Here is a 26714-nt window from a genome sequence, read left to right as displayed (position 1 = left end):
GCATGAGCGGTATTCACTAGAACAAAAACTCAATATAAGTAAAAAAGATAAAACAGCACTATCGCATTGTAAAAAGCAGTTACGCTTGATTGCTATTGAACAACAAAAAATGCTTGCGGCGTAATACTTTTTATACCTAAAGGGAATTTACACACAAAAAAGGACTTGACCACAAAATTGGAAACTCGGGCATCGGAAATGGATTATGTATATAAAATCGATGCTGGGAGTTTAAAATAATAGCCATTTCGGGCATCGAGGAACAGAGCAATCATCTATTCCGATGCTTGCCACACATTAAAGTCCTTATAAGAGCAAAAGCAGAAATCATTATGGCAATAAATCCATAACAGATTTCTGCTTTTTTGCTATGCAGTTTTTGCATACCGGGACATGTTGGATAGCTATTTTACGACAGCGGAAAGATAAAATATAATAAAACCATCAAAACAACAACCGAACGCAAAAGGAGAAACGAATCATGGAAGAAAAAAGATATTCACAGGAACAGCTTGTAGAACTGGCAACCCGCTTAATGAAAACCAGTGGAATGAAAGAAGAAAGTGCAGCGACGATCGCAAGAGATCTGGTAGCAGCAGACATGAGAGGGCTGTACAGCCACGGTGTATCAAGAATCCCGATGTACCTCAAAAGAATCGAATGCAACTGCGTAAAACCAAATCCGGACATCAAAGTAGAGCAGATAGCTCCGGCAGTTCTCAGAGTAAACGGAGATGACGGAATGGGCTTCCTGGTAGCACACAAAGCAGTAGAAGAAGGAATCAAACTTGCCGAAAAGACAGGAATCGCAATGATCGGCTGTACCCACAGTACTCACTATGGAATGGCTGCTCTCTATGTAAAACAGGCAGTGGAAGCAGGTTACTGCTGTATGGTCTACACTAATTCCAGCCCGGCACTCCCGGTATTTGGTGGACGTACAACATTCCTCGGTGCGGCACCATTTGCAGCAGGAATGGCAGGCGGATATGAAAGCCCGGCATACGTTCTTGACATGGCAATGACCAAAACAGCAAGAGGAAAGATCCGTGTAGCAATGATCAATAACGAGCCGATTGCAGAGGGACTTGCACTTGACAGTGACGGAAATCCGACAACCGATGCAAAGAAAGCATTCGAAGGTGTGTGCCTCCCATTCGGTGGACCGAAAGGCGCCGGACTTGCAATGCTGATGGATATGCTTGCAGGAATGTATACAGGTTCCAATTATGCAGGTGATGTAAGCAGTCTGTATTACAGATTTGATGAGCCACAGAACCTGGGGCATATGATCTTTATCATGAAAGCAGATATGTTCATGAGCATGGATGAATACAAGAAACGGATGGACGTTTACTACAAGAGATTAAAAGCACTTCCAAAGGCAGCCGGTGTAAAAGAAATCCTGATGCCGGGTGAACCAGAGGACAGAAAGACAGAAGCAAGCAAGCGAGATGGCATCCTCCTCAGCGGAAATATTCAGGAAAGCCTGTATCTTGAGTGCATGAAACGAAATGTAGCGTGCGAAGATATTTTAGGAAAAGTAGAACTGGATCAGAGTCACAATGCAGGTGACGTTGTTTTTGGAAATTAAATATCCACAGGGATTATGCGGGAGATCCCCCGCATAATTCCGTAAAGTGTTCCAGTACAAACTGTGTGAACTGTGCAACGATCGGGTTCTGAAGATCAGCTTTATTATAAACCATCCAGGAATCCCGCCGGAACTTGGAACCATCAAGATATTCAAGTGGCAGTGAATAAAGCTCATCCTCCGGATTGAAATACCGGCCATCGGAGAAAATTCCATACCCCAGTCCTTTTTTGACAAGCTGGATACAGGCATCGCCGGTATGAACCCGGAAGCGGATCTTGGGCGGTTCAGAGAAACGTTCCTGCCACCAGCGTTTGGAAGCTTTGACGATGGAAGTTTCCTTGGTATAGACGATCTGAGGCAGAGATGGAAGCTCTGAGAGAACGACAGGCTGTTTGGAAATAATGTAGATCTGATCTCTGGAGAGCAGTTTCTTTTCCAGAGGCGTATCGATCTCACCACGAACAAAACTTACATCAAGTTCCTGTTTTTCAACATATTTCAGCAGTTCATGACTCAGATCCGTGTGAAGATTAATCTCAATATTCGGATAAAGTGTAGAAAACTGCTCGATCAGGGTCGGAATTACAAAGTGTACAAAAGAATTCGGGGCACCCAGGCGAAGCGTTCCATTCAGTTCACCGCGTGACTGGGAAATGGCAGATTTAATGGAATTGATCGCATTAAGGATCTCAGAAGCTTTGCGGGCGGCATATTCACCCTCCGGTGTAAAAGTAACCCCTTTGTTCGTGCGCAGGATCAGTACAGCACCAAGTTCCTCCTCGATCTGCTGGAGACGGCGGGTAAGGGTCGGCTGAGTGATATACAAAAGTTCCGCAGCTTTTGTAATATTTTTGGTTTTGTAAAGAGTGGACAAAATATTCCAGTCAAAATCTCGCATAAGAAAACTCCCTTTCTTAAGTGTTAAATATAATTTTATAACGACATGAAGAATAAGTCAAACGAGGTGACAGAAATGAAATTATCTTTTCCGGTATGCATTCCGGACACAGACGAAACTATCATGGCATGGCGCCAGAATTATGAGGAATCTTTTCCATGGCTTGCCGGAAATGGATATGAAGGTATAGAAATGCTGGTCCGGGATCCGGCAGAAGTTCAAAGAGATCAACTTCTTGCACTATTGCAGAAAAATAAGTTACAGATTTCAGCAATCGGAACAACTCCCATGCAGAAAAAAGATCATCTGTTTCTGCTGAGTGAGAATCAGGAAATCCGCGAAGAAGCCTGGAAACGCCTGGAATCTCTTATAGAACTCGGAGCTTTTTTCCATGCACCGGTGCTGATCGGAAAATATCGTGGAATGCAGAAAGATGCAGACCACTGCCGAATGGAAGACCTGGAAGAAATTATCCGAAAAGCAGACAAAAAAGCATCGAAAGCTGGTGTAACGCTTCTGATCGAGCCACAGAACAGTGATAACATCAACAATCTGAATACAATAGAAGAAACCGTTGCATGGATCCGAAGAAACAGATTTATGAATACAAAACTGCTGATGGACATTTTTCACATGGACAAAACAGAAAAATCCATCGAAGACAGCCTGAGGACATACAGGGAGTATATCGGAATGATCCATATGGCAGATTCGGAGCGAAAAGTTCCGGGAAGTGGTAAGATCAACATTCCAGAGATTTTGCAGACGCTTCATGAGATTGGATACCAGGGTTTTCTTTCTATGGAGATCAAACAGGAACCGGACACAAAATCTGTGGCGGCAATGTCTGCCAGAGCATTAAAAGATATGGACGGAGAAAAATAAGATGAAAAAAATCGCATTGGTAAATATTACGCCGAATTGTATCAGCCCAATGATGGACTGCATCAGTGAATATACAGATATCAAACCGATACAATATCTGGACAGTACGATTCTGGATGAAATAAGAAAAGAAGGCAGGATTACAGACCACTGTATGGGACGGATGCTTTCCATGATCGCAAAAGCGTGCGTGGATGGCGCAGAAGGTATTATCCTGACCTGTACTATGTTTTCAAAATACGTAGAAATTTTTCGGAAGCTTTTTTCTGTGCCGATCGTAGGTGCAGATGTGGCGATGATGGAAGATGCCGGAAAAAGCGGTGGAAAAACTGCACTCTTATGTACGTTTGAAGGAACCAGAGAAGTTTCTGCGAAGCTTCTTGAGAAATACTGCAAAGCTTCCGGTAAGCCATATACAATTGATACTTATGTACTTCAGGCGGCTTACGATGATGCACAGGCAGGAAACATGGAGAAGCACAATGAACGGATCCGGGAGAAAATCAGAGAACTTGATCCGCAGTATGACAAAATCGTACTTGCCCAGATGTCCATGGCAGGAGCAGTCAAAGGGTTAAAAATGGAACATGCAGCACTCTATACCAGCCCGAAATCTGCCATCGAAACGATCAAAAAGATCACATCTCCAAAAATCCTGGGATGTATCGCAGATGACTTCACCGGAGCCAGTGATGCCGCTTCTTTTCTGGCAAAAAAAGGAATCCGGACGATCCTGCTGAACGGAACACCGGATGGAGACAGGGAGATCGGCGATGCACAGGCAGTGGTGATCGCACTCAAGACAAGAACGATGGAGACTGCAAAAGCAGTGGAAGAAACCCTTCAGGCAGCAGCATGGCTGAAAGAAAAGAATGCGCAGCAGATCTATATCAAATACTGCTCCACATTTGATTCCACCAGAGAGGGAAATATAGGACCAATCATGGACGCCCTTCTGGAAGCCTATCATGTACCATATTCCGTACTGTGTCCGTCGCTTCCAGTAAACGGACGCACAGTAGAAGATGGAAAACTCTATGTAAACGGAGTTCCTCTGGATGAAAGTCCAATGAAAAATCATCCGCTGACACCGATGTGGGATTCAGACCTTGCAAATCTCATGGAAGCACAGAGCAGATACAAATGCGTGAAAGTGGGACATCTCACAGAAGAAAACCAGAAACAGAAAGCAGATGAGATCCAGGAATTCCAGAAAAAACACGACCATTTTTACGTAATCCCGGATTACAGCAATGAGGAAGATGCCAGAAATATTGTAACAGCGTTTGGCAGCCTCGAAATTTTATCCGGCGGGTCAGGACTTCTTGAGTATCTTGCAGAAAAATATACCGGAAACAATACAGCAAAAATGCCGGAAACCGCAACAGACGGTAAAGCCCTTTTGCTTGCCGGAAGCTGTTCTGTGGCAACCAGAAACCAGATTGCCTATATCCAGGAAAAAGGAATCTTATCTACCAAAATGGATCCAGTTGCGCTGATGCAGAACAGACAGTCAGAAGAAGAACTCTGGGATTTTATCAGAGAAAATCCGTCCGAAGTACTGGTTTACAGCTCCGACGATCCGGAAGCTGTAAAAGAAGTCCAGAAACTCGGCAAAGACAAGGCAGCAGCCCTTCTCGAGAGAACGACAGCGAATCTCGCAAAAAGAGCGGTAGAAAACGGATTTACACGTATCATCGTAGCAGGAGGAGAAACCTCGGGAGCGGTGACAAAAGCACTTGGCTACGATGCCTATGAGATCGGAGAGAGCGTTGCCCCAGGTGTCCCGGTTATGACACCATTAAATAACAGAAACATCCGTCTGGTCCTGAAATCAGGAAACTTCGGAGATGTGGATTTTATGGAAAAAGCATTAAAGCTTACAGGAAAGGACAAAGATCATGAGTGATACCTTAGAGAAAAAATTAGAACAGGCAGTCTGGATCGCACACAGCCTGTTTGAGCGAGGTAAAACAGCAGGCTCCACAGCAAATATGAGCTTCCGTCATGAAGATAAGATTTATATCACAGCAAGTGGAACCTGTTTTGGAACACTGAAAAAAGAAGATTTTGCAGTGATCGATCTGAACGGAGAAGTACAGGGGGACAAAAAGCCAAGCAAAGAATTTCCACTTCATCTGTCGCTGTATCAGGCAAAAGAACAGACCGGAGCTGTCATTCATACGCACAGTTTTTATTCCACGATCTGGTCATGTCTGGCACATGAAAATGAGCGCGACTGCATCCCGTCCTATACGCCATACCTCAAAATGAAACTTGGAACCGTAGGACTGATCCCTTATGCGAAACCAGGCACAGAAGAACTTTTTAAGGCGTTCCGGGAACGGATCAAAGACAGCGACGGATATCTTCTCCGAAACCACGGACCAGTGGCAGGAGGTAAAAATCTGATGGATGCTTTTTATATCCTTGAAGAACTGGAAGAAAGCGCAAAAGTAGCATGGACACTGAAAGACTGTGACGTACAGACCATACAGTAAGAAAAGAGGCGACTGGAAGGATCATCCGGACAGAAAGTCCGGTATGTATCGTGTTTAGATAGGATAAAGGAGAAGGTAGATGAATGCAGGGGTGATTTCGCTGCTTGCACTTGTAGTAGCGATTGTAATTGGGTTTACAAGAAAAAGTAATGTAGGGATTTTATGTATGGGTTTTGCCATGATCATCGGAGAACTTTATGGGTTCAGTTCCAAGGATGTCATCAGTGGCTTCAGCAGTTCTCTGTGCATCCAGATGCTGGGAATCATGTATTTCTTTGCAATTATAAATGGAAACGGAACGCTGACAATCGTTGCAAACAAAGTTGTGGCACTTGTAGGAAAGAAACATTATCTGATACCGGTCGTAATGTTTGTGATAGGATATGTCCTGTGTGCAGTAGGACCGGGAGCAATCCCGACTCTGACGATCATTCCGATCCTGGCAGTGCCGATCGCAGTTTCAGCAGGACTGAATCCGATCATGGTAGCACTGATCGGACAGATGGGTGTCCAGGCAGGAAGAATGAGTCCGTTGACACCGGAAGCTGCAGTAGTAGAGACTCTGATGACAGAAAGTCAGATTTCCGGAAGCACTGTTCGTATTGGATTGTGTATGCTTCTTGTGGATGTGATCCTTTCCATTGGCGTTTATATTTATTATAAAGGCTGGAAAGTAGAACAGGTTCAGAAGCAGGAAGTCCAAAATACAGAAGAATTAAAGTTACAGAAAGAACATATCATTTCACTGGCAGCACTTGTTGTTGTGATTGCAGGAGTTCTTGTTTTTTCCTGGAATGTCGGACTGGCCGGATTTCTGGCGGGAAGTATCCTGATCGCGCTTGGAATCGGTGATGAGAAAAAAGCAATCAAAGGAATTTCCTGGAATGTAGTACTGATGGTACTTGGTGTTGGTGTGCTGATGAATATTATTTCACTGTCAGGTGGAATTGATATTCTGGTAGACATTTTGGAAAATATTATGGGACCAAAAACAGCAGCAGCGATCCTGTCACTTGTTGCAGCAATTTTGTCCTTCTTCAGCTCTGGACTTGGCGTAGTATTTCCGACCTTCGTGCCGGTAGCCGGTCAGTTGGCAGGTACTTTTGGAATCAATGCACTGGAACTTACTGCAGCAGTTGTTGTAGGCGGAACGATCACAGGCATCAGCCCGATCTCATCTGTCGGTGCACTGGTAATGGCAGCAGTAGCCCAGGAAGAAGGCAGTGAGAAAAAATACCCACAGAACAAACTGTTTGTTGAACTGTTTGCGATTGCATTTGCAGGAATGCTGATCCTGTTCCTGCTCGCACTGTGCGGAGCTTTTGGATTTATTTGTGGAAAATAAAATAGCATCCCTTACTATCAGGTAGGGATCAGAAGGTATTCAGAGTTTTGCCGTAGGTACGGCATATCGCAAGATATGTTATAAGGCAGGACTCTGGATACCTTTTTCTTATTAAAAATAAAAATTGGAATATATAGAATAAAAATGCGGAAACCAGGTAAAATATAAAAATAAAAAATGCGGAAATATGATAATATACTATATAAAAAAATGCGGATATGTGATAATATAAAGACATAAAAAATGCGGAAAGGAGAAACATGCCATGTTCAAACGTAAAATATATAGTAAAATGCAAGAATGGAAAAGAGATTCAGATGGGAAAACAGCTCTTTTGATCGAAGGTGCAAGACGAATCGGTAAATCAACAGTAGTTGAAGAATTTGCAAAAAATGAATATGAAAGCTATATATTAATAGATTTTTCAATGGCGTCCAAAGAAACCAAAGAACTTTTTGAAGACGTTTCCGATCTGAATTTTTTATTTCTGCAGTTGCAATTACAATATAAAGTAGATTTACAAGAAAGAAAATCAGTGATTATATTTGATGAAGTTCAGCTTTGTCCGAAGGCACGTCAGGCAATAAAAGCATTAGTTGCAGATCATCGGTATGATTACATTGAAACAGGATCACTTATTTCAATTAAGAAAAATGTAAAAGATATTTTAATCCCCAGCGAGGAAAGAAAAATCAGTATGTATCCAATGGACTATGAGGAGTTTTTATGGGCAATTGGAGATACAGCAACATTTTCACTATTAAAAAAATGTTTTGAAATGAAGCAGGGATTGGGAGATGCAATTAATCGTAAGCAGTTAAGACAATTTCGCCTGTATATGCTCGTTGGTGGAATGCCACAGGCAGTATCAACTTATATTGAAACGAACAATTTCAGAAAAGTAGATGAAATAAAAAGAGATATTTTAAATCTGTATGAAAGTGATTTTGCAAAAATCGATCAGACAGGACGTTTAGCAATGTTATTTGATGCAATCCCAGCCCAGCTAAATAAAAATGCGGCCAGATATCAGACGAGTAGTGTGTTAAATGGTGAGAAACAAGATAAAATATTAGAACTGATTGCGGAACTAAAAGATTCAAAGACAGTACTGGTTGCATATAATACAAATGATCCAGATGCGGGTATGTCTAATACAAGGGACTTATCAAAATTTAAATTATTTTTAAGTGATACAGGTCTGTTTGTAACATTAATGTTCAAAGATAAAGATTTCACGGAAAATGAGATTTATGAGAAATTATTAAATGATAAATTAAGCGTGAATTTGGGATATTTATATGAAAATATTGTAGCTCAATGCCTGGCATCAAATGGAAATGAATTATTCTATCACACAATCATGAATAAAAATTCAAAACACAATTATGAAATAGATTTTATTTTGGCAAGAAAGAATAAAATAATTCCAATAGAGGTAAAATCGTCGGGATATAAAACACATAAATCTCTTGATGTGTTTACGGAAAAATATTCAAGCAGGATATTAAAGAGATGCTTGGTTTATACGAAAGATATGAGCAAAGATCAGGATATTTTTTGTATACCAGTTTATATGGCACCATTTTTATAAATTATTCTGAAGAATTTCAGTATATTTGCAGTTTCAACCTTTAACACAGATTATATTCTGACAAAAAAAGATGTTTATGATAAGGTAATCGAAGTGCTTAAAAAAGCAGGATATGAGGTTACAGAATCATAACGGATTATGCATTGAGGTGCTGCTCAGAAATGGATATCGGTGAAGGACTGGTTTCTAATGTTAAAAAGTGTTCAAAAAGGCTTGCAAATTGTTTTTAAGTTTTATATAATGTTTTGAAAATAGGGAGCTCAAATAGATGGGCTGAGAGTAGACTTTATTAGTCTTGACCTGGAACCTGATTTGGATAATGCCAACGTAGGGAAATACATGTCGTGAATGAATGGACTTGTGTGCCGTTGCTCTCTGTTTTGTGTGAACTGGGGGCACCACTTTTCACAGAGTATTTCAGGCGCCGGATAATACAGAAAGTGTATTGTCCGGCGTCTTTTTGTTTTTTGCGGTGTTAAAAAGCGAAAGGAGTATAGTGATGGTAAAAATTAATGGAGAGGCAAAAGAAATTGCCGGCAAAAATCTCCTGGAATATCTGAAAGAGACAGGATTCAAACCAGAGTGGGTGGTAGTAGAGCGTAATCTTGAGATTATTCCCAAAGAACTGCTTGGTGATGTGACAATTGAAGATGAAGATGAGATTGAAGTTCTGCGGTTTGTTGGAGGAGGCTGAAAAGGTGAAAGAAATGCAGAAAAAAATGCAGGAACTTATTTCGAAAGAAGAACTGGACAGAGCATTTGACGCAAGATTTCCGAAGAATATGCAGAGAAAGCTGCGCAGTGCCAAAGTCGCAATAGCAGGGCTTGGAGGCCTTTTTTGTGAGTATCCGATCGTATGCGAGGCTTTTGATCGGCCAGACCAGAAAGCAATGCTGGTGCGGGAACTTCTGACTCAGTGTCCGAAAACGACAGTTATATCGGGAAATGGAATGGCAGGGTATGCAGATATAAATGAAATCAAAACATGTCAGATGATGCAGAGGTTGTATGTATGTGGAGATCAGAGTACGGATGTTGGAGATGGAATCGGACTGATCGCGCCAAGAGTGTCGGCCTGTGCAGCACATCAGGCTAACAAAGTCCTGCAGTTGGTCATGCAGGCACAATATGAGTAAAAAAGAGGAGAATATTCATTATGGAAGATAAATTTGTATTAGGTGGAAAAGAATTTAAGAGCCGATTTATTCTCGGCTCCGGGAAATATAATCTGAATCTGATCAAGGCAGCAGTTGAGCAGGGAGGAGCAGAAATCATCACGCTGGCTCTCAGACGTGCAAATACGCAGGAGAGTGAGAATATTTTGGATTTTATTCCAAAAGGAGTTACGTTGCTTCCAAACACATCCGGCGCGAGAACAGCAGAAGAAGCTGTCCGTATCGCAAGGCTGAGCAGAGCTATGGGATGTGGAAACTTTGTAAAAATTGAGGTTATGCGTGATGCGAAGTACCTTTTCCCGGACAATTATGAGACAGTCAAAGCAACAGAAATCCTGGCAAAAGAAGGTTTTGTTGTTTTGCCTTATATGAATCCGGATCTGAATACAGCAAGAGATCTTCAGAATGCCGGAGCGGCAGCAGTTATGCCGTTGGCTGCTCCGATCGGAAGCAACAAAGGACTTGCGACAAAAGCCATGATACAGGTACTGATCGATGAGATTGATCTGCCGATCATTGTAGATGCAGGAATCGGTAAGCCATCTCAGGCATGTGAGGCTATGGAAATGGGAGCTGCCGCAATTATGGCAAATACAGCAATTGCCACCGCAGGAAATATACCGGAGATGGCATCTGCATTTAAGCTTGCTATTGAAGCGGGAAGAAAAGCTTATCTTACCGGAATGGGAAGAGTGCTTGCCAGAGGTGGAAGTGCGTCTGATCCACTGACAGGATTTTTGCGGTAAGGGGGAAGCTGAATCATGAATGAAGAAAATCAGGTATATTTTGTAGACAGTGATAAACTTCCGCCAGCTGCACTGGAAAGAAAACACAAACTTGAGCAGGATCCGTCCTTTCGTACCAATCATATGGAATATATGGAAGGCATGCAGATCATTGAATCAGATATAAAAGATAAAGTACTTCAGGCAATGGATGCGTATGATTATGATTCTTATACAGCAGCAGATGTGGAACGTGCGCTTTCGCATGAATCCTGTTCCGTTGAAGATTTCAAAGCACTTTTATCTCCGGCGGCAGCACCATATCTGGAGCAGATGGCAAGAAAAGCAGAAGAGCTTACCAAGAATCATTTTGGAAATACGGTTTATATCTTTACCCCGTTATATATTGCGAACTATTGTCAGAATTACTGTATTTACTGTGGATTTAACTGCTATAATAATATCCGGCGAAAAAAACTGACATTTGAAGAGATCGAACATGAAATGCAGGTCATTGCAAAGACCGGCATGGAAGAAATCCTGATACTGACAGGCGAGAGCCGTGCGTATTCTGATGTGAAATATATTGGAGAAGCTGTGAAGATTGCAAGAAAATATTTCAAAAATATCGGGATTGAGATTTATCCGGTAAATGTGGACGAATATCAGTATCTTCATGAATGCGGGGTAGACTATGTAACAGTGTTCCAGGAAACTTACCATACAGATAAATACGAGACACTTCATCTTATGGGACATAAACGCGTCTGGCCATATCGCTTTGACTCTCAGGAACGAGCATTGATGGGCGGCATGCGAGGGGCTGGATTTTCCGCGCTCCTGGGTCTTGATGATTTCCGCAAAGATGCATTGGCTACAGCACTGCATGTTTATTATATAAACCGTAAATATCCGCATGCAGAGCTATCGCTGAGCTGTCCGCGACTTCGCCCAATTGTAAATAATGACAAGATCAATCCCCGTGATGTCGGTGAGAAAGAACTTTGTCAGGTATTGTGTGCATATCGCATTTTTCTTCCATTTGCAGGAATTACCGTGTCCAGCCGTGAGAGTGCTGCTTTTCGAAATGGAATCACAAAAATCTGTGCAACGAAAGTTTCTGCAGGTGTTTCGACCGGAATTGGTGATCATGAAGAAAAATATGAAGGCAAAGAGGATGCGGATGTCGGAGACGAACAGTTCGAGATCAATGATGACCGTTCTTTTGAAAAAATGTATGAAGATATGGAGCAGGGCGGTTTGCAGCCGGTTCTGAATGATTATATCTATGTGTAAAGAATATGAACATACCATTGCGATTACAAATCGTACATTGGTACAGGGGGATTTTCTTGAACAGATGCAAAAAGTGATTCAGCTGCATCCCCATGCGGTAATCTTGAGAGAAAAAGATTTGCCAGATGATGAATATGAAGCACTGGCAGAAAAAGTTCTGCATTTGTGCTCAGAAGAAGGAGTACGTTGCTTTTTGCATTCCAGAATTTCTGTGGCATGCAGGTTAAACTGCAGACGGATTCATCTTTCTGTTCCGGTGCTTGTGGCACTGAAAGAGGAGGAACGTCAGCAGTTAAAAACAGATTTTCAGGAAATCAGCGTATCCTGTCATAGCATGGAAGATGTAAAGATTGCTGTAAGAAACGGAGCTACACAGATTATTCTCGGGACAATTTTTGAAACAGAATGCAAAAAAGGATTGAAAGGAAAAGGTCTGGAGTTTGTCAGAGAGATTTGCAAGGGCTGCCCGATACCTGTGTATGCAATCGGGGGAATCAATATGGGACGTCTGCAGATGGTGATGGAGGTCGGAGCGGCAGGCGGCTGTATGATGTCCGGTTTTATGAGACTGTAACAAAATCGGAAATGTAGTGCAGGTTAGTTCCTCAGAGAGATTCTGCAAACATGCAGGCACGAAACAAATAAGTCAAAATGATATCTTTACGGATGGAAACATTCGGAGGATATCATTTTTTATTTTGTAGAAAATTATTAGTTGAGTGAAACAAAATTTATGATAAAATAGGAGTAAGTAAGAACTAACCAAAGCAAAGATCACTGTCAGTTGAGGAGGGAAAAATCATGTCAAAAACAGAAAATAATACATATCGTGTCAAAACAGATGGCTTTTACGGAGAACTGTTTCGCCCGGCAGAGGACAAATATCCGGGAAAAGCACTGATCTGTTTCAGCGGCAGCGATGGTGGAATTGAAATGACCCGTCTGCTGGCAGATGTTTTTCGGTCTGAGGGACTGACAACTCTGGCACTTGCTTATGTGATGGAGGAAGATTTACCTGACCGCTTTGTTAGGGTTCCTATTGATTCTCTGGAGGCAGCAGCAAAACGTCTGCATGATATGGGCTACGAAAAGGTAGGACTGTGGGGAATCTCCAAAGGAGCGGAATTGTCGCTGTTGGCAGGAAGCCTTCTTCCGGGGCTGGTCAATGCGGTAATCTCGGTTGCGCCTATGAGCACTGTGTGTCAGGGATTTGCCAAAGAAAAAGGAATCTCTTTTGTGCCGGAAAGCAGCTGGAGTTTTCATGGAAAAGAAATTCCGTACAGTTCCTTTGAAATGGAGAAATTTCCTCTCGGCCATATACTGCGGAAAAGCATCCAGATAAGAGATATAACCATGACAGATCTTTACGTGCCGCTTGTAAAAAATCCGAACCCGGATGCAGTTATTAAGGTCGAGAAAATAACCGGTCCGATTCTGCTGATCTCATCCAAAATGGATAACATGTGGCCGTCAGAACTTGCGGCAGAGAAAATCATGAAGCGATTGAAAGAGCATGATTTTCCGTATCTCTATCAGCATCTGAGTTACGAATATGGCAGCCATCTGTTTGTTCCAATGGAATTACGAAGCACAAAATTCTTCAAAGGTGACCGTGGCAAAAATAAAGAAAAAGGACGAAAAGCCCGAATGGATTCCCTCGTAAAAACGCTGGAGTTTGTTTCAAAATGGTAAGGGGAAAACAATGAGTGAACATATGAAATTAAACGATATGCCAGACTTCTGCCAGGCAGTAAAAGACTGGCTGAATACGCGATATGGAAACGATGAAGGCAGCAGGATCTGGGAGGCGGTCAGCCGCCAGTATGACAAATATTTAGAAGAAATCCCGGATTATGGCGGGAAAAAGAATATGCATGCGCTTGCAATCTACGGCAGTATTATTATTTTTTCTATGTATCCGCTGCTGCCGGACCACCCGCCGGTAGAAGAATTGCAGGAGTTTGTCACAAATCTGTTTATGACTGGTTTTGTAAAAATGGGAAAAATCTTTAATCTGAACCGAAGCTTTGACATGTGGCTGATCGACAAAGTTTTCCACATAATAGGAAAAAAGGACCGAAAACAGTATGAACAGTATCCGGCGACATTCTGCAACATATCAGAACCATACGACAAAAAGAACCACGCCGCCAGATACCATTTCTCACAATGCCCGAATGCAGAATTTGCCAAAAAACATGATCTGATGCATGTGCTGCCGCTTTTCTGTAATTCCGACTACTGGGGAATCAGCCAGATCCACGGTACCCTGATCCGTCGCGGCACCTGCGGAAATTCCGATAAATGCGATTACTGCGTGGTTGGCTCCGAGAATCCGCTGGCAAAAAAATACAAGATCATAAAAGACGAAAATGGATACCTGGTGAGCAGGGAATGCCACGGGGACGTGTAAAGTGGCTTTTTTACTGTCCCTGTGGTTTCCTGCGGTCCAACGCCCGTGCGGCACCTGTTTTCAGCACATCCGTCTGCTCCTCTGATAAATGATATTCTGACCGTGGAATCACTTTCCGGATCAGTTCTTCATCAGATGCAGAAATAATATTTTCGGGCTGAAGCAATGTTTCGATTTCTTTTAATCCAGAGAAATCTTCTCCTTCGTTCCAGTTGTGACGTCTGTTATACGGGCAGGCACCCTGGCAGGCGTTGCATCCCATGATCCAGTTTCAAGAACGGAAACCGCCTCCGGGAATTTTGCTATTCTTTCTTTTAAGCGTTCTTTATATGTATCCAGTGCATCAAGTCTTATTACACCACAGTTATCGTATCCATATTCCAATGCTTTATCATGAATTATTTTTCCAAGATCCATCTATTGTCTCCTCTCAAATCCCATGAAATGTTCGGTATTCTTTGTATGTTTCAATCATATTTTTTCGTGTATTTTCCAGATAAGAAATATCACCACTGATCCGGCCAAGGAGAAATTCACCCTGATAAACAGAAAGCAGGCGTTCTGAGAGAACTTCTGCATGATTTTGAGATAATCCGGAATATAACAATACATCACAAAAAAGATTTGCAAGTTTTTTTAAACCGTCCATAAATGCAGCTGCGATATTCGGCCTGCTGAGCGCAGTTTCCATACCCATCACCGCATACGGGCAGCCGGCAAAATTCCGTCCGGTTGTTCTTGCTGATAAAAAATCAAATACTTCTTCTACAAAATTTTCCCACTCTTTGCCCTGAGCAATGCTTTGAAAATGCTCCAGCAAAAGTTTCTGATAATAGGCTGTCACTGCGACTGCCAGTTCATCTTTGCTTTTGAAGTAAAAATAAAAAGAACCTTTGGGAAGTCCGGTCTGACTGAGAATCTGGCTGATTCCGGTTGCAGAATAGCCATTTTTCCAGAACAGTTCGGCAGCACATTTGATCAGACGCTGTCTGGATTCTTCACCCTTTGTCATCCTGCATTTCCTCCTTCAGTCTGTGAAATAGATGTGTGAGTGCAAACATGAGCGTTTCATAATGCATATAATCCAGAATATTCCTGTCTGTAAGAATTTGAAGGTTTGCCGGGGATTCATTGTCGGCTTCCCAGAAACGAATAATAACTGGCAAAAAAGGAAAAAGTTCTAATTCGAAAGCAACATCGCCCTTTTTCAGTTCTTTCCCGGAAAGTGTCAGGCAGGCGTTGCGTAATTCAGGGATTTTCCCATTAAAGGAGTCGGCAGTATTCTGAAAAAATCCGTTATTCGAAGAAAGATTTCCTGTTTGGACGGTGGAAAGACTACTGATGTTTACAAACTCATGAGCCAGATGACATCCATCTTTGGAATAACATAAAACATCATAAATGGTCATTGCTTCATTATAATCTGCTTCGCAGACCGTTTTAAAATCATCCTCTGACCACTGAACGTTTCCTGATTTCCTGCAGATACGATAGATGCGGCCAACGAAAGAAAGATATAACCAGGAAGAAGTATGCTTTAATGAAAATTTGGTTATCATTGCTTCCTGATCATATTGCAGGAAAACATTCGCCATGGAAAGTTTCGTCTTTTCGTAATTACTAACAGCGTTTATCATATCAGCCTCCAGGTGTATGTGCTTTACAATTTATTTACAAAATAGACTATTCGGTCTATAAAGTCAATACTGGGGTTCTGAAAAATTATAAAAATATATTGCATTACCATACAGCCTGTGCTAAAGTATGAGCAAATATAAATAAGAACAGCCTCCCTTACCACCGGGTAGGGATCAGAAGGTATTCAGAGTTTTGCCGTAGGTACGGCATATCGCAAGATATGTTATAAGGCAGGACTCTGGATACCTTTTCTTTTTGGCATGAAAGGAGAATTTTATAATGAAGATCAGACCATTTGCAGTAGAAGAGTGGATGAATGCATGGGAAACAGGGGCAAAGTATAATATTGCGGAGACCTGTGTGGATTCTGTTTCTCTGAACGAACTGTTCGAACTTACCGGGGAAGATAAAGAGAAGTTTCTGGAAGATTTTTGTGAAAAAAGATTGACTTATGGTGATATAGAGGGATATCCTGAATTCAAAAAGGGAATCTGTAAACTTTATAAAACGATCAAACCAGAAGAAATCGTACCGACACACGGAGCGACCGGAGCAAATCACCATGTATTTTATTCTCTGATATCACCGGGAGACAGAGTTATCAGTATCAGACCTACTTATCAGCAGTTATATTCCATTCCGGAATCCTATGGAGCAGATGTCCAGATCATTGATCTGAAAAAAGAGACAGGATATCTTCCAGATATTGAAGAAATAAGGCGGCTGGCTACACCGGAAACCAGGATGATCTGTATCAACAATCCAAACAATCCAACCGGGGCACTGATGGACACAGAACTTCTGAAAGAAATTGTAGAGATTGCCCGCAGTGTGGATGCGTATATTCTCTGTGATGAAGTATATCGACACCTTACACAGAGCGATGAGTGGTGCGTTTCCATTACGGATCTCTATGAAAAAGGAATCTCTGTGAGCAGTATGTCAAAAGTCTTTTCTCTGGCAGGTCTGCGTCTTGGATGGATCGCAACCCATGATAAAGATGTGATTCACAGTTGTTTTTCCCATAGAGACTATAATCTCATAAGCTGCGGAATGTTTGATGAAAAAGTGGCAGCACTTGCGTTAAAACACAGCGAAAAACTTCTGGAAAGAAACAGAAAGATCGTGAGAGATAATCTGGCAATCCTGGATGAATGGGTCAGAAAAGAAAAACATGTCAGCTATATAAAACCAGAGGCAGGTACAACAGCACTGGTCTATTACGATCTTTCGGTTGATTCTTATATGTTTTGTGAAGAAATGTACAGGCAGACAGGAGCGTTTGTAACTCCGGGAGATTGTTTTGAACAGCCGCACAGCATGAGAATCGGATATGCCTGTGATACAGAAACTCTGAAAAAAGGATTAAACGCAGTCAGCGAATATATAAACTGGAAACTGGAGGAACAAAGAAATGCCTGAATTAAGCAAAAGAGTAGGAACATTTACGGATTCGGTCATTCGAAGGATGACACGTATCAGCGATGAATATGGAGCGATCAATTTATCACAGGGCTTTCCTGATTTTGATCCGCCGAAGGAGATCATGGATGCACTGGCAGAGGCTGCATACAAAGGACCTCACCAGTATTCCATAACTTTCGGTGCTCAGAATTTCAGAGAAGCACTGGCGGAAAAACAGGGAAAAGCGATCCATAGAACGATCGATCCGGGTAAAGAGATCGTTGTGACCTGTGGTGGCACAGAAGCGATGATGTGTGCCATGATGACAATCTGCAATCCCGGGGATAAGGTAATGGTCTTTTCACCATTTTATGAAAACTATGGTGCGGATGCAATTCTTTCAGGTGCAGATCCGATCTACATCCCACTTGTTCCACCGGAATATGAATTTGATATTAATCTGATAGAGCAGGGTTTTCGTGAAGGTGCGAAAGCAATCATTGTCTGCAATCCGTCCAATCCATGTGGAAAAGTTTTCCGAGAAGATGAACTGATGGCGATCGGAGAACTGGCTGTGAAGTATGATGCTTTTGTTGTGACAGATGAAGTGTATGAACATATGGTATATGCACCGAACAAACATGTCTGTATGGCATCCCTTCCAGGCATGTACGATCACACGATCACCTGTAATTCTCTGTCAAAGACTTATTCTGTCACAGGATGGCGGCTGGGCTACCTGATCGGACCGGAATATGTCATTGAAGCAGCAAAAAAAGTCCACGATTTTCTGACCGTAGGGGCAGCAGCACCACTTCAGGAGGCAGCCACTGTCGGACTGAGATTCCCGGAAGAATATTATAAGAAACTTCTGGAAACCTACACAGAAAAAAGAAATCATTTTCTCAGCGGACTGGATCGTATCGGACTGAAGCATAACATCCCACAGGGAACTTATTTTGTACTGATTGATATTACAGAATTTCTGGAACTTCCGCAGTTCCATGGGTTTACTGATCTGGAATTCTGCGAATGGATGATCCGAAATATCGGAGTAGCTGCCGTTCCAGGCTCCAGTTTCTTCAAAGAAGACGTAAACAACCTGATCCGTCTTCATTTCGCCCGCGAAAAAGAAACACTGGATGAAGCCCTGCGGCGGCTGGCGAAACTGAAGGTTTCCACCACTGTATCAACGAGTAAGAATTGACACGATTCAGATAAAGAAAAAACAGGCAGAGTTATTTCAGAAACGTTTACAGATCGTAAAAGTAGAAGAGCCTTCCTGGTGTCTGCTTTTGAAAATGACTATGTGGAATATAAGAAAAAAGTAAACAAATATTTGGGCAGAAGATGCGAAGCAACCTGGAGGTGAATCCTATGGAAAATCTGATCTGGTACATCATAATGATCCCATGCAGTGCATTATTGGCAGGAATTGGAATTTACGCATGGAACAGGAAAAAACCTATGTGGTTCTGGTCTGGAAGCAGTGTTAAAGAAACAGAGATTTCAGATGTTACTGCTTACAATCATGCCAATGGAATCATGTGGGCAGTATATTCGATTATTTACTGGATAGCTACATTTGTCGGGATTTGGAATTCTATAGTAGCATTGGATCTGATCATAGTGGGCTGTGTAATTGGGCTTCCGGTACTGGTAGTTGTATATAATCGAATATATGCAAAATATAAGGCACACTAGTGTAAAGTTGACAAAACGGTTAGCGCGTGCTAACATAACAAGTGTTATGAATGATGAGCGCAGAAAACAAACCGAACAAAAATTAATTGAATCCGGCAGGGCAGAGTTCCTTGAGAAAGGTTATGCCAGGGCAAATCTCAGGGACATCTGTAAGGCAGCGGGAGTTACGACGGGGGCATTTTATTTTTCGTTTGAGAATAAAGAAGCATTGCTGGCGGCGATTCTGGATCCTGTGATCACAGATTATCAGAGGATGTGCAGTGTATTTGCAAAGAGAGAAGAGGACGATCCTGGTACCGCAGATGACAATGAACGACAGATGATGGAATATCTGTCAGCGCATCGGACAGAGGCGATCATTTTGATGGAGAAATCCGCAGGCAGTCGGTACGAAGGATTTAAGAGTCAGATCGATATGCAGATGCAATCAGCATTTACCAGCTATTTTTCCAAATTTATGGGAAGCAGTCCCGATGCAGAACTTATCAGAATATTGGTATCCATGAGGCTTCAGGGATACATGGAGCTGATCAGAGGAGATTATACCGTGGAAGAGAGAATAAGGCTTGCAAGAGAAATCGGCATCCACGCGGATGCAGGAACGATGGCGTTAATTAAATATCTGAACGGACAAAAAGAAGTCTATCGCAAATAATGCGGTAGGCTTTTTCTATTGCAAAACATAATTTTTTTCGGATTTGTTATGTGCTCGCACAGATTTGATTTGAAATGTAAGGAGGAAAGAATCATGAACGAAAAAGCAAACTACGGAAACTGGGTACCGGAGAAAGCACTGTATATGTTGTTTGGAGCTTCAGTTCTTTTGGGCGTGATTGCGGTGCTCGCACAGACAGTACTGGATAAACCTGTGGTCACGACAGTGGCAGGAGTGCTCTGTGTACTGACACTTATCATGGCTGTCTACATGCTGATCTGCCATGAGACATTTGCATTTGGAAAAGGAAATATGATGGAGGGCGTGCATGAACATCTGGTAGAGCATCTTGACTGGAACGGAGAAGGCAGACTGCTCGACATCGGATGCGGGGTAGCTGCACTTACGGTTCGCTGTGCAAAAGTTTTTCCAAAGGCACAGATCACCGCAATGGACTACTGGGGTGCAGAATGGAATTACGCCAAAGAACAATGTGAAAGAAACGCACAGATAGAAGGTGTTGCAGACCGTATATCTTTCCAGAAAGGAGATGCTGCGAAACTGGATTTTCGAGATGAAACGTTTGATGCGGCAGTAAGCAACTTTGTGTTCCATGAAGTACGCACGGCAAAAGACAAACGGGATGTTGTAAAAGAAGCACTCAGAGTTGTAAAAAAAGGCGGTGCTTTTTCTTTTCAGGATATGTTTTCACAGAAAGCACTGTACGGAGATATGGAGCAGTTTGTCCGTGAGCTGAAAGCAGAGGGCATCTCAGAAGTACATTACATAGGAAATCTGGAAAAGAAACTGGATTTTATCCCGGGTTTTGTAACAACACCATGGATGATCAGTGGAATGGGGATTATTTACGGAAGAAAATAAGTGCTGGATTCGCAAAAACGCCTGTACAGCTGACTGCCGCAGGCGTTTTTCAATGAGATGATCTACTGTTATTTCCGTGCAACAAGGTGTGCGCGGAATCCTTTCTGTTTCTCCATAGTCAGTACAGTGAAGCCGGCTTTTTCTGCCATGGTGATGAATTCTGTGACTTTGTGTATCTTCACATCGCCGTGGCCAACCAGATTTGCCAGAGGCATTTCCAGATGGTTCATCAGCCATACAATAAAATCTGAGGAGGTATAGTCGCGTAAAACAAGTCGGCCACCTTTTCGCAGAACACGGTATGTACTGTTAAAAAAAGCCTGAGGATTTGGATAGTGATGGAAGCTGTTGGAGCAGATCACCGCATCAAAAGAATCCTCAGCGAAAGGAAGATTTTCGCTGTCGCCTACGATAAATTCCGTGTTGGAAAGTTCCTTTGCCCGAGCGACCTTGATCATTTCAGGAGTGAGGTCGAGACCGACATAATGTTTATCCGGGTATTTTTGATGAAGTAACTCAAGCATCGGTCCGGTTCCGCAGCCGCAGTCGAGCACATCATGGAAAGGCTCCTTTTCCAGTTCTGCCAGGATCGGCGGGTAATCATCCTTGCACATTTCGTAAATACCGGCATGTCCGCTGTCGTAAATTTGGGCTGCCTGTGTGAATTCTTTGATAGAAAGCTGTTTATATTTTTCAGGTGTCATAGAGATGGCCTCCTTAACTTGAAATTTTTTTAATAAACGGTTAGGTCATACTAACCAGACATTACCATAAATGCACAGAAAAGTCAATTAAACGAGGCATGTCTGTGTATTTTGCTTTGGCAGTATGTTATAGTTAGTAAAAACGGGAAGTATGAAAGAAAGGAAAAATGGAATGACGACAACTACGTTGTGTTACATAGAAAATGATAATAAATATCTGATGCTTCACAGAGTAAAAAAGAAGAACGACATGAACGAAGGCAAATGGATCGGCGTCGGTGGGCATGTGGAAAGCCAGGAAACGCCAGAGGAATGTCTCGTGCGTGAAGTGAAGGAAGAAACAGGACTTACGCTCATCTCGTATAAGTTTCGTGGTCTGGTAACGTTTATAAACAGTGAATGTGAATCCGAGCTTATGTGTGTGTTTACGGCGGACGGATATACAGGTGAACTGATCGAATGCAATGAGGGTGAGCTTTGCTGGATCGACAAAGCCAGGGTACCGGAACTTCCTGCATGGGAAGGGGATAAAGTGTTTCTTGATCTGCTTCTTTCGGGCGAAGAACGCTTCTTCTCTGTGAAATTGAAGTATGAAGGCGACAGACTTGTCGAAACGAAGATCAATTTGTATTGAGGAGGGAACTTAAAAGATGGATAAAAATAAACAATGGATCGATCTGATCGTGGAACTGCAGAGTCTTGCACAGGCAGGACTTACTTATGGAAAAGATGTTTATGACAAAGAACGTTATGAACGCATCCGGGATATTTCTGCTGAAATGATGGCGGAACTTTCTGGTGTGCCAGTGGAAAAAGTAAAAGATCTTTTCTGTAATGAAACCGGCTACCAGACACCCAAAATCGATACCCGTGCTGCGATATTTAAAGATGGAAAAATCCTGCTCGTTCACGAAAACAACGGAACCTGGTCACTGCCGGGTGGATGGTGTGATGTAAATGTATCCGTGACAGAAAATACAATAAAAGAAGTGAAAGAAGAAGCAGGTCTTGACGTTTCTGTCAAAAGCGTGATCGCCATTCAGGACAGGGAAAAGCATAATCTTCCGGTCTATGCATACAGAGTCTGCAAGATATTCATGCTCTGCGCGGCGACTGGCGGAGGTTTTGAAGAGAATATCGAAACTACAGGTTTTGACTATTTTGCAGAGGACGAACTTCCTGAACTCGCAGGCGAAAAGAACAATGAAGAACAGGTCAGAATGTGTTTTGATGCGTACCGCGCAGGTGATAAATGGAAGACATTTTTTGATTAAAAGATAGAGGTGTTTTTTCATAACACCTGTGAGCATTCAGAGTCAGGAAATGTCTCTTATATTTTGTTAGACTGTAATCACCAGGAAGGGAGTGAAAGAATGAACTGGATACAGGGAATACAGAGAGCGATTGATTATGTAGAAGCGAATATAACAGAAGAAATTGACTTCGAAGAAGTGGCCAAACAGGCATATTCGTCTTCATTTCATTTTCAGAGAGTCTTTGGTATTTTGTGCGGATTTTCTCTTGGTGATTATATTCGTATGCGCCGCCTTTCTCTGGCTGGCGAAGAACTGTCGAAGGGAAATGCAAAGATCATCGACATAGCAATGAAATACGGATACGATACGGCGGAAAGCTTTTCTCGTGCCTTTACCCGATTCCATGGCATTGCGCCAAGTGAAGCAAAACACAGCGGCAAAGTCAGAATCTTTACTCCCCTGTCTGTAAAATTAACCTTAACAGGAGGCAGTAAGATGGATTACAGAATTGAGAAAAGAGGAGCATTTCAGGTTGTCTGCAGGAGAAAAAGAGTTGATAAACCGCAGTCGGCAAACGCCACGCCTGACATTGCCGCAATGTGGCAGGAGTATGGCTCGGACGGAACAATGGGAAGGCTGATTGCCTGCATGTCGGAGAAGCCGGTGATGAAAGGTCTGCTTGGAATTTGCTTTTCCTCTGAGCTTAATGCGAAGCAGTTTCCTTATGGGATCGGTGTCGAGTATGATGGAAAAAAAGTCGACGATGACCTGGAGATCGTGACAATCCCGGCGAATACTTATGCGGTATTTACAAGCAAAGGAAAGATGCCGGATGCTTTTATCGAGACTTATCATAAGATCGTCACAGAATTTTTCCCGCAGAGTGCACAGTATGAGTATGCGGAGAATGTAGAGTTTGAAGTCTACTCATCACAGGATGTCTCAGATCCGAATTACCAGTGCGAGATCTGGATCGCAGTGAATGAGAAAACAGAATAATAAGAATTTCAAAAAGTGGAACGACTTCTGATGAACAGGAGAAGTTCCACTTTTTGCACTATATTGATGTAGAAGGAATTGGATTCCCGGGGATAAAATGATATAATAAGAAATCATTTATGAAAGGAAATCGTAAAATGAAAATATACGAAGTCAGGGAAAGAACGCCCCGGCTGGCAGCAGATCTTTTGGATATCTGGGAAGCATCCGTCCGTGCAACACATCATTTTCTTTCGGATGCGGAGATCACTCAGATCAAAGAATATGTTCCACAGGCATTGATGGGTGTTGGACATCTGATCATTGCGGAAGATGAGACCGGTGGACCGACAGCATTCATGGGGATTGAAAACAACCGCCTGGAAATGCTTTTTCTTTCTCCGAAAGTGCAAGGAAAGGGAATGGGGAAACAACTGCTTCAATATGCAGTCCAGGATTATGACGTCCGTGAATTAACAGTAAATGAGCAGAATCCGCAGGCAGTAGGGTTTTACGAGTACTTGGGATTTGAAACATACAAAAGAACAGAACACGATGAAGAAGGAAATCCATATCCGCTTCTGTATATGAAACTGATGTGAAAAAGGAGAAACTATTTATGAGAATTTCAGAGATCATGGAAAAAATGATTGCTTTTTCAAAGGGAAATATTCACGATATTAATCATTTCATGTGTGTATGGACATATGCAAAGACAATCGGTGAACTGGAAAATCTGGATCAGGAAACACAGTATATTCTGGAAGTGGCAGCAATCACACATGATATTGCGTGTCCATTCTGCCGGGAAAAATATGGAAATACAAACGGCAAGTATCAGGAAATAGAAGGTATTCCTATCGTTAAAGAATTTCTGGCAGACACTGGTATGTCAGAGGCACAGATTGAACGTGTGGCGTATCTGGTAGGCCACCATCATACATTGAAAGATATTGAGGGAATCGATTATCAGATTCTGATTGAAGCGGATTATATTGTCAATGCTTATGAAAGCGAATACAGCAAAGAGAACATCGAAAACTTTATTGAGAAAGTTATGAAAACAGACAGTGGAAAACGTATTACGAGGGAAGTGTTCTGTTTATGATGACACGCGAAGAGGCACTGAAATTTGGATTATCCTTTAAAAATGTATATGAAGAACGCCCGTTCAAAGATCCAAACTGGCAGCTGGTGAGGGTGAAGGGAAGTAAGAAAGCCTTCCTCTGGATCTATGAAAAAGACGGATATATCAATCTCAATGTGAAGGTGAATCCGGAGTGGCGTGACTTCTGGCGGTCTGCATATGATGCTGTGACCGCAGGTTATCATCTCAACAAAGAGCACTGGAACACGATCATTCTGGATGGAAGTATCCCGGATAAAGACATCAGAAGAATGATCGCCGAAAGCTATGACATGATTACAGATAATCCGACGAAACGTATCTACGAAGCAGTCAAAAAGATTCCCAAAGGTCATGTCGCAACGTATGGAAGAGTGGCAGAGATGGCAGGAAATGCAAAGATGTCAAGAGCAGTCGGAAACGCCCTGCACAAAAACCCGGATCCGGAACACATCCCGTGTTTTCGAGTGGTAAATGCAAAGGGAGAACTGGCCGGAGCATTTGCGTTTGGAGGAGAGGGAGCACAGGCGAAGCTTCTTGAAGAAGATGGAGTAGAAGTGATCAACGGCAAAGTTGATCTGAAGAAATATGGAATCTGACAGATGACCAGGGAATGTCTGACATAGGAAAAAGTATTGGCATCAGTCCCCAAAAGCCTTGTGATAGTGCTGCTGAAAATGATGGATATTATCGTAGCCAACAGACCGGCGATAAATGACAGCCACAATGTTGTGGTGGAACACTGCCGGGTCTTATCTGTATTTTCACTGCCTAACAGTCTGGAAAACAAAGTGCTTCCACCCGTTCCAAACAAATTTCCGATTGCCATTAAAATGGTTGTGAATGGCAGCAGCAGTGAGATGGCTGCAAGAGCCGCTGTGTCATTTAATCTGCCTATGAAGAATGTGTCTGTAATATTGTAAATGATGTTTACTGACATTCCAAGCATCATTGGAATTGCCATGTGCCATATGGCTTTTGCAACAGGTGCGTCTAAAAGCCAGTAATTTTCGTTTTTCTGGTTCATTTTGTTCGTCTCCTTTTCATACAGAGAACTTGCTGCTGACAAGTCCTCCTGCATACTCTGGCATAAAAATAAGCCCTGTGGAGATCAGAAAATCTCCATAGGACTTATCGCTGCAATTTACAGTGCCTTTTGTTATTTGTTGTTTTGTCTGAAATTTCCTGGTGGAAATCCTTCTCTGTCAGGAACCGGCCCGTCATAATTGGGGGAAAAGCGTTCCGCTCCCGGTATGTCCTGGGGTGTCCGCATATGCCCGAAAGCTCTTTCACGCATAGACATTAACTGTTCAAAATGCTCATCGCCCATACGTTCCCTTGCCCGGGACATCCAGTCAGCCATACCATTTTCTTCAGAAGCATTTCCGTTTCGTAACTGAAAACTCTCGATAATGCGATCTAAATACTGTGACAGCTTTTGCAATTCTTCCGGGAGCAGACAGTCAAAAATTTCCTGATAGTCTGTTTCTGGCTGCTGAATCTGCTTTCCCTTTTCTGTCAGATGAACGATCATAACACGTTTATCATTTTCTGATGGCTTTCGTTGTACATAGCCGTTTTTCTCCAGTTTGTTGAGCAGTTCATTCAGGGACTGCTGGCGAATTCCAAGTAAATATGCCAGTTCTTTTGTGGCAATTTCAGGCTGGATTTTCAGCATGGCGAGAATTCTGCCCTGCCCTCTGGTTGTGTCAGCAAATGGACCGGACTCTGCCTGACAGAACATCTGATAGCGCTTCATAAGCCATTGTAAGGTTGACAGTTTTTCATAAATATCAAAATAAATGTCACTCATATATGACCTCCTTTGCTTTCAACAGGTACCTTTAATAAAAAATACACAGGCACCTGTTGAAAAAGTCAAGAGGAAAAAACTGGATTTTTTATGAAGAAATGTTATAATGTTGTTAAACAAAACTA

At 42.4% G+C, this 26714-nt stretch carries 32 protein-coding genes, 2 pseudogenes and 1 riboswitch; of the genes and pseudogenes, 26 read left to right on the top strand and 8 right to left on the bottom strand.

What is annotated here, in order from left to right:
- Positions 1-481 precede the first annotated feature (481 nt).
- A complete protein-coding gene (locus tag KQI91_RS05795; protein ID WP_216391910.1) occupies positions 482-1594 on the top strand; it encodes an Ldh family oxidoreductase in 1113 nt (370 codons plus the stop codon).
- Between the two features lie 13 nt (positions 1595-1607).
- On the opposite strand, the gene KQI91_RS05790 is transcribed toward KQI91_RS05795, so the two are convergent.
- On the bottom strand, positions 1608-2495 hold the full coding sequence (locus tag KQI91_RS05790; RefSeq protein ID WP_216391909.1) for a LysR family transcriptional regulator: 888 nt from the start codon (positions 2493-2495) through the stop codon (positions 1608-1610).
- A gap of 75 nt (positions 2496-2570) precedes the next feature.
- On the opposite strand from KQI91_RS05790, the gene KQI91_RS05785 reads away from it, so the two are divergent.
- The 14 genes and pseudogenes from KQI91_RS05785 to KQI91_RS05725 all read left to right on the top strand — a co-directional run bounded on the left by KQI91_RS05785 (position 2571) and on the right by KQI91_RS05725 (position 14429).
- A complete protein-coding gene (locus KQI91_RS05785; RefSeq protein WP_216391908.1) occupies positions 2571-3380 on the top strand; it encodes a sugar phosphate isomerase/epimerase family protein in 810 nt (269 codons plus the stop codon).
- Between the two features lies 1 nt (position 3381).
- Positions 3382-3948 (top strand): annotated as a pseudogene (locus KQI91_RS16460) (aspartate/glutamate racemase family protein); the annotation flags it as partial.
- Between the two features lie 69 nt (positions 3949-4017).
- On the top strand, positions 4018-5289 hold the full coding sequence (gene otnK / locus KQI91_RS05780) for a 3-oxo-tetronate kinase (RefSeq protein ID WP_442860597.1): 1272 nt from the start codon (positions 4018-4020) through the stop codon (positions 5287-5289).
- Entirely contained in the window at positions 5279-5881 is a 603-nt protein-coding gene (locus KQI91_RS05775) for a class II aldolase/adducin family protein (protein ID WP_216391918.1), read from the top strand. The genes otnK and KQI91_RS05775 overlap by 11 nt, the downstream gene beginning before the upstream one ends.
- 79 nt (positions 5882-5960) lie before the next feature.
- Positions 5961-7226, top strand: coding sequence for an SLC13 family permease (locus KQI91_RS05770; RefSeq protein ID WP_216391907.1), 1266 nt, complete (start codon positions 5961-5963; stop codon positions 7224-7226).
- A gap of 265 nt (positions 7227-7491) precedes the next feature.
- A complete protein-coding gene (locus KQI91_RS05765; RefSeq protein ID WP_216391906.1) occupies positions 7492-8820 on the top strand; it encodes an ATP-binding protein in 1329 nt (442 codons plus the stop codon).
- Positions 8821-8952 (top strand): ACT domain-containing protein, encoded by a 132-nt coding sequence (locus tag KQI91_RS16385; protein ID WP_216391917.1) that lies wholly within the window; start codon positions 8821-8823, stop codon positions 8950-8952. It begins immediately after the preceding gene.
- A 110-nt stretch (positions 8953-9062) separates the two neighbouring features.
- A riboswitch (TPP riboswitch) is annotated at positions 9063-9171 on the top strand.
- A gap of 148 nt (positions 9172-9319) precedes the next feature.
- On the top strand, positions 9320-9514 hold the full coding sequence (gene thiS / locus KQI91_RS05755) for a sulfur carrier protein ThiS (protein ID WP_216391905.1): 195 nt from the start codon (positions 9320-9322) through the stop codon (positions 9512-9514).
- Between the two features lie 4 nt (positions 9515-9518).
- Positions 9519-9956 carry a hypothetical protein gene (locus KQI91_RS05750; protein ID WP_216391904.1) on the top strand — a complete coding sequence of 146 codons (438 nt, stop codon included), beginning with the start codon at positions 9519-9521 and terminating at the stop codon, positions 9954-9956.
- 20 nt (positions 9957-9976) lie between these two features.
- Positions 9977-10741, top strand: coding sequence for a thiazole synthase (locus KQI91_RS05745; RefSeq protein WP_216391903.1), 765 nt, complete (start codon positions 9977-9979; stop codon positions 10739-10741).
- 15 nt (positions 10742-10756) lie between these two features.
- Positions 10757-12016 carry a 2-iminoacetate synthase ThiH gene (gene thiH / locus KQI91_RS05740; RefSeq protein ID WP_216391902.1) on the top strand — a complete coding sequence of 420 codons (1260 nt, stop codon included), beginning with the start codon at positions 10757-10759 and terminating at the stop codon, positions 12014-12016.
- Positions 12009-12590 (top strand): thiamine phosphate synthase, encoded by a 582-nt coding sequence (locus KQI91_RS05735; protein ID WP_216391901.1) that lies wholly within the window; start codon positions 12009-12011, stop codon positions 12588-12590. The genes thiH and KQI91_RS05735 overlap by 8 nt, the downstream gene beginning before the upstream one ends.
- 227 nt (positions 12591-12817) lie before the next feature.
- Complete coding sequence (locus KQI91_RS05730; RefSeq protein WP_216391900.1) at positions 12818-13708, top strand: acyl-CoA thioester hydrolase/BAAT C-terminal domain-containing protein; 891 nt, start codon at positions 12818-12820, stop codon at positions 13706-13708.
- A 10-nt stretch (positions 13709-13718) separates the two neighbouring features.
- Complete coding sequence (locus KQI91_RS05725) at positions 13719-14429, top strand: L-2-amino-thiazoline-4-carboxylic acid hydrolase (RefSeq protein WP_216391899.1); 711 nt, start codon at positions 13719-13721, stop codon at positions 14427-14429.
- A 10-nt stretch (positions 14430-14439) separates the two neighbouring features.
- On the opposite strand, the gene KQI91_RS05720 is transcribed toward KQI91_RS05725, so the two are convergent.
- From KQI91_RS05720 to KQI91_RS05705, 4 genes are read right to left on the bottom strand one after another with little or no spacing between them, the layout of a single operon-like run.
- Positions 14440-14595, bottom strand: coding sequence for a hypothetical protein (locus KQI91_RS05720; RefSeq protein ID WP_216391898.1), 156 nt, complete (start codon positions 14593-14595; stop codon positions 14440-14442).
- Positions 14596-14609: 14 nt separating this feature from the next.
- Positions 14610-14846 (bottom strand): hypothetical protein, encoded by a 237-nt coding sequence (locus KQI91_RS05715; RefSeq protein WP_216391897.1) that lies wholly within the window; start codon positions 14844-14846, stop codon positions 14610-14612.
- A gap of 13 nt (positions 14847-14859) precedes the next feature.
- Complete coding sequence (locus tag KQI91_RS05710) at positions 14860-15441, bottom strand: TetR/AcrR family transcriptional regulator (RefSeq protein WP_216391896.1); 582 nt, start codon at positions 15439-15441, stop codon at positions 14860-14862.
- Positions 15428-16066 carry a DUF3786 domain-containing protein gene (locus tag KQI91_RS05705; RefSeq protein WP_216391895.1) on the bottom strand — a complete coding sequence of 213 codons (639 nt, stop codon included), beginning with the start codon at positions 16064-16066 and terminating at the stop codon, positions 15428-15430. The genes KQI91_RS05710 and KQI91_RS05705 overlap by 14 nt, the downstream gene beginning before the upstream one ends.
- A gap of 280 nt (positions 16067-16346) precedes the next feature.
- Between KQI91_RS05705 and KQI91_RS05700 the strand changes: the two genes are divergently transcribed.
- The 5 genes from KQI91_RS05700 (at position 16347) to KQI91_RS05680 (ending at position 20712) form a co-directional block, all read left to right on the top strand.
- Entirely contained in the window at positions 16347-17489 is a 1143-nt protein-coding gene (locus KQI91_RS05700) for an aminotransferase (RefSeq protein WP_216391894.1), read from the top strand.
- Entirely contained in the window at positions 17482-18678 is a 1197-nt protein-coding gene (locus KQI91_RS05695; protein WP_216391893.1) for a pyridoxal phosphate-dependent aminotransferase, read from the top strand. Before KQI91_RS05700 ends, KQI91_RS05695 begins: the two co-directional genes overlap by 8 nt.
- Positions 18679-18848: 170 nt before the next feature.
- On the top strand, positions 18849-19175 hold the full coding sequence (locus KQI91_RS05690) for a hypothetical protein (protein ID WP_216391892.1): 327 nt from the start codon (positions 18849-18851) through the stop codon (positions 19173-19175).
- A gap of 46 nt (positions 19176-19221) precedes the next feature.
- On the top strand, positions 19222-19830 hold the full coding sequence (locus KQI91_RS05685; RefSeq protein WP_216391891.1) for a TetR/AcrR family transcriptional regulator: 609 nt from the start codon (positions 19222-19224) through the stop codon (positions 19828-19830).
- 93 nt (positions 19831-19923) lie between these two features.
- On the top strand, positions 19924-20712 hold the full coding sequence (locus tag KQI91_RS05680; RefSeq protein WP_216391890.1) for a class I SAM-dependent methyltransferase: 789 nt from the start codon (positions 19924-19926) through the stop codon (positions 20710-20712).
- A 68-nt stretch (positions 20713-20780) separates the two neighbouring features.
- On the opposite strand, the gene KQI91_RS05675 is transcribed toward KQI91_RS05680, so the two are convergent.
- Positions 20781-21416 (bottom strand): class I SAM-dependent methyltransferase, encoded by a 636-nt coding sequence (locus KQI91_RS05675; RefSeq protein WP_216391889.1) that lies wholly within the window; start codon positions 21414-21416, stop codon positions 20781-20783.
- Positions 21417-21588: 172 nt separating this feature from the next.
- On the opposite strand from KQI91_RS05675, the gene KQI91_RS05670 reads away from it, so the two are divergent.
- From KQI91_RS05670 to KQI91_RS05645, 6 genes are all read left to right on the top strand, one after another.
- A complete protein-coding gene (locus tag KQI91_RS05670) occupies positions 21589-22050 on the top strand; it encodes an NUDIX hydrolase (RefSeq protein ID WP_216391916.1) in 462 nt (153 codons plus the stop codon).
- A 16-nt stretch (positions 22051-22066) separates the two neighbouring features.
- The gene (locus tag KQI91_RS05665) at positions 22067-22690 is read left to right on the top strand and encodes an NUDIX hydrolase N-terminal domain-containing protein (RefSeq protein WP_216391888.1); all 624 of its coding nucleotides are present in this window, start codon (positions 22067-22069) and stop codon (positions 22688-22690) included.
- A 99-nt stretch (positions 22691-22789) separates the two neighbouring features.
- Positions 22790-23671 carry an AraC family transcriptional regulator gene (locus KQI91_RS05660; RefSeq protein WP_216391887.1) on the top strand — a complete coding sequence of 294 codons (882 nt, stop codon included), beginning with the start codon at positions 22790-22792 and terminating at the stop codon, positions 23669-23671.
- A 137-nt stretch (positions 23672-23808) separates the two neighbouring features.
- Positions 23809-24252, top strand: a complete 444-nt coding sequence (locus tag KQI91_RS05655) for a GNAT family N-acetyltransferase (RefSeq protein ID WP_216391886.1) — start codon at positions 23809-23811, stop codon at positions 24250-24252.
- Between the two features lie 17 nt (positions 24253-24269).
- Positions 24270-24758: an HD domain-containing protein gene (locus KQI91_RS05650; protein WP_216391885.1), complete on the top strand. Its 489-nt coding sequence runs from the start codon at positions 24270-24272 to the stop codon at positions 24756-24758.
- Positions 24755-25375, top strand: coding sequence for a methylated-DNA--[protein]-cysteine S-methyltransferase (locus tag KQI91_RS05645; RefSeq protein ID WP_216391884.1), 621 nt, complete (start codon positions 24755-24757; stop codon positions 25373-25375). The genes KQI91_RS05650 and KQI91_RS05645 overlap by 4 nt, the downstream gene beginning before the upstream one ends.
- 20 nt (positions 25376-25395) lie before the next feature.
- On the opposite strand, the pseudogene KQI91_RS16455 reads toward KQI91_RS05645, so the two are convergent.
- Positions 25396-25716: pseudogene (locus tag KQI91_RS16455) on the bottom strand (MATE family efflux transporter); the annotation flags it as partial.
- A gap of 219 nt (positions 25717-25935) precedes the next feature.
- Complete coding sequence (locus KQI91_RS05635; RefSeq protein WP_216391883.1) at positions 25936-26589, bottom strand: MarR family winged helix-turn-helix transcriptional regulator; 654 nt, start codon at positions 26587-26589, stop codon at positions 25936-25938.
- Positions 26590-26714 lie beyond the last annotated feature (125 nt).

Source organism: Blautia sp. MSJ-19, from assembly GCF_018918125.1.
Lineage (GTDB): Bacteria > Bacillota > Clostridia > Lachnospirales > Lachnospiraceae > Blautia_A.
Note: the sequence above shows the minus strand (reverse complement) of the source record. Positions and strands in the feature narration are given on the sequence as shown.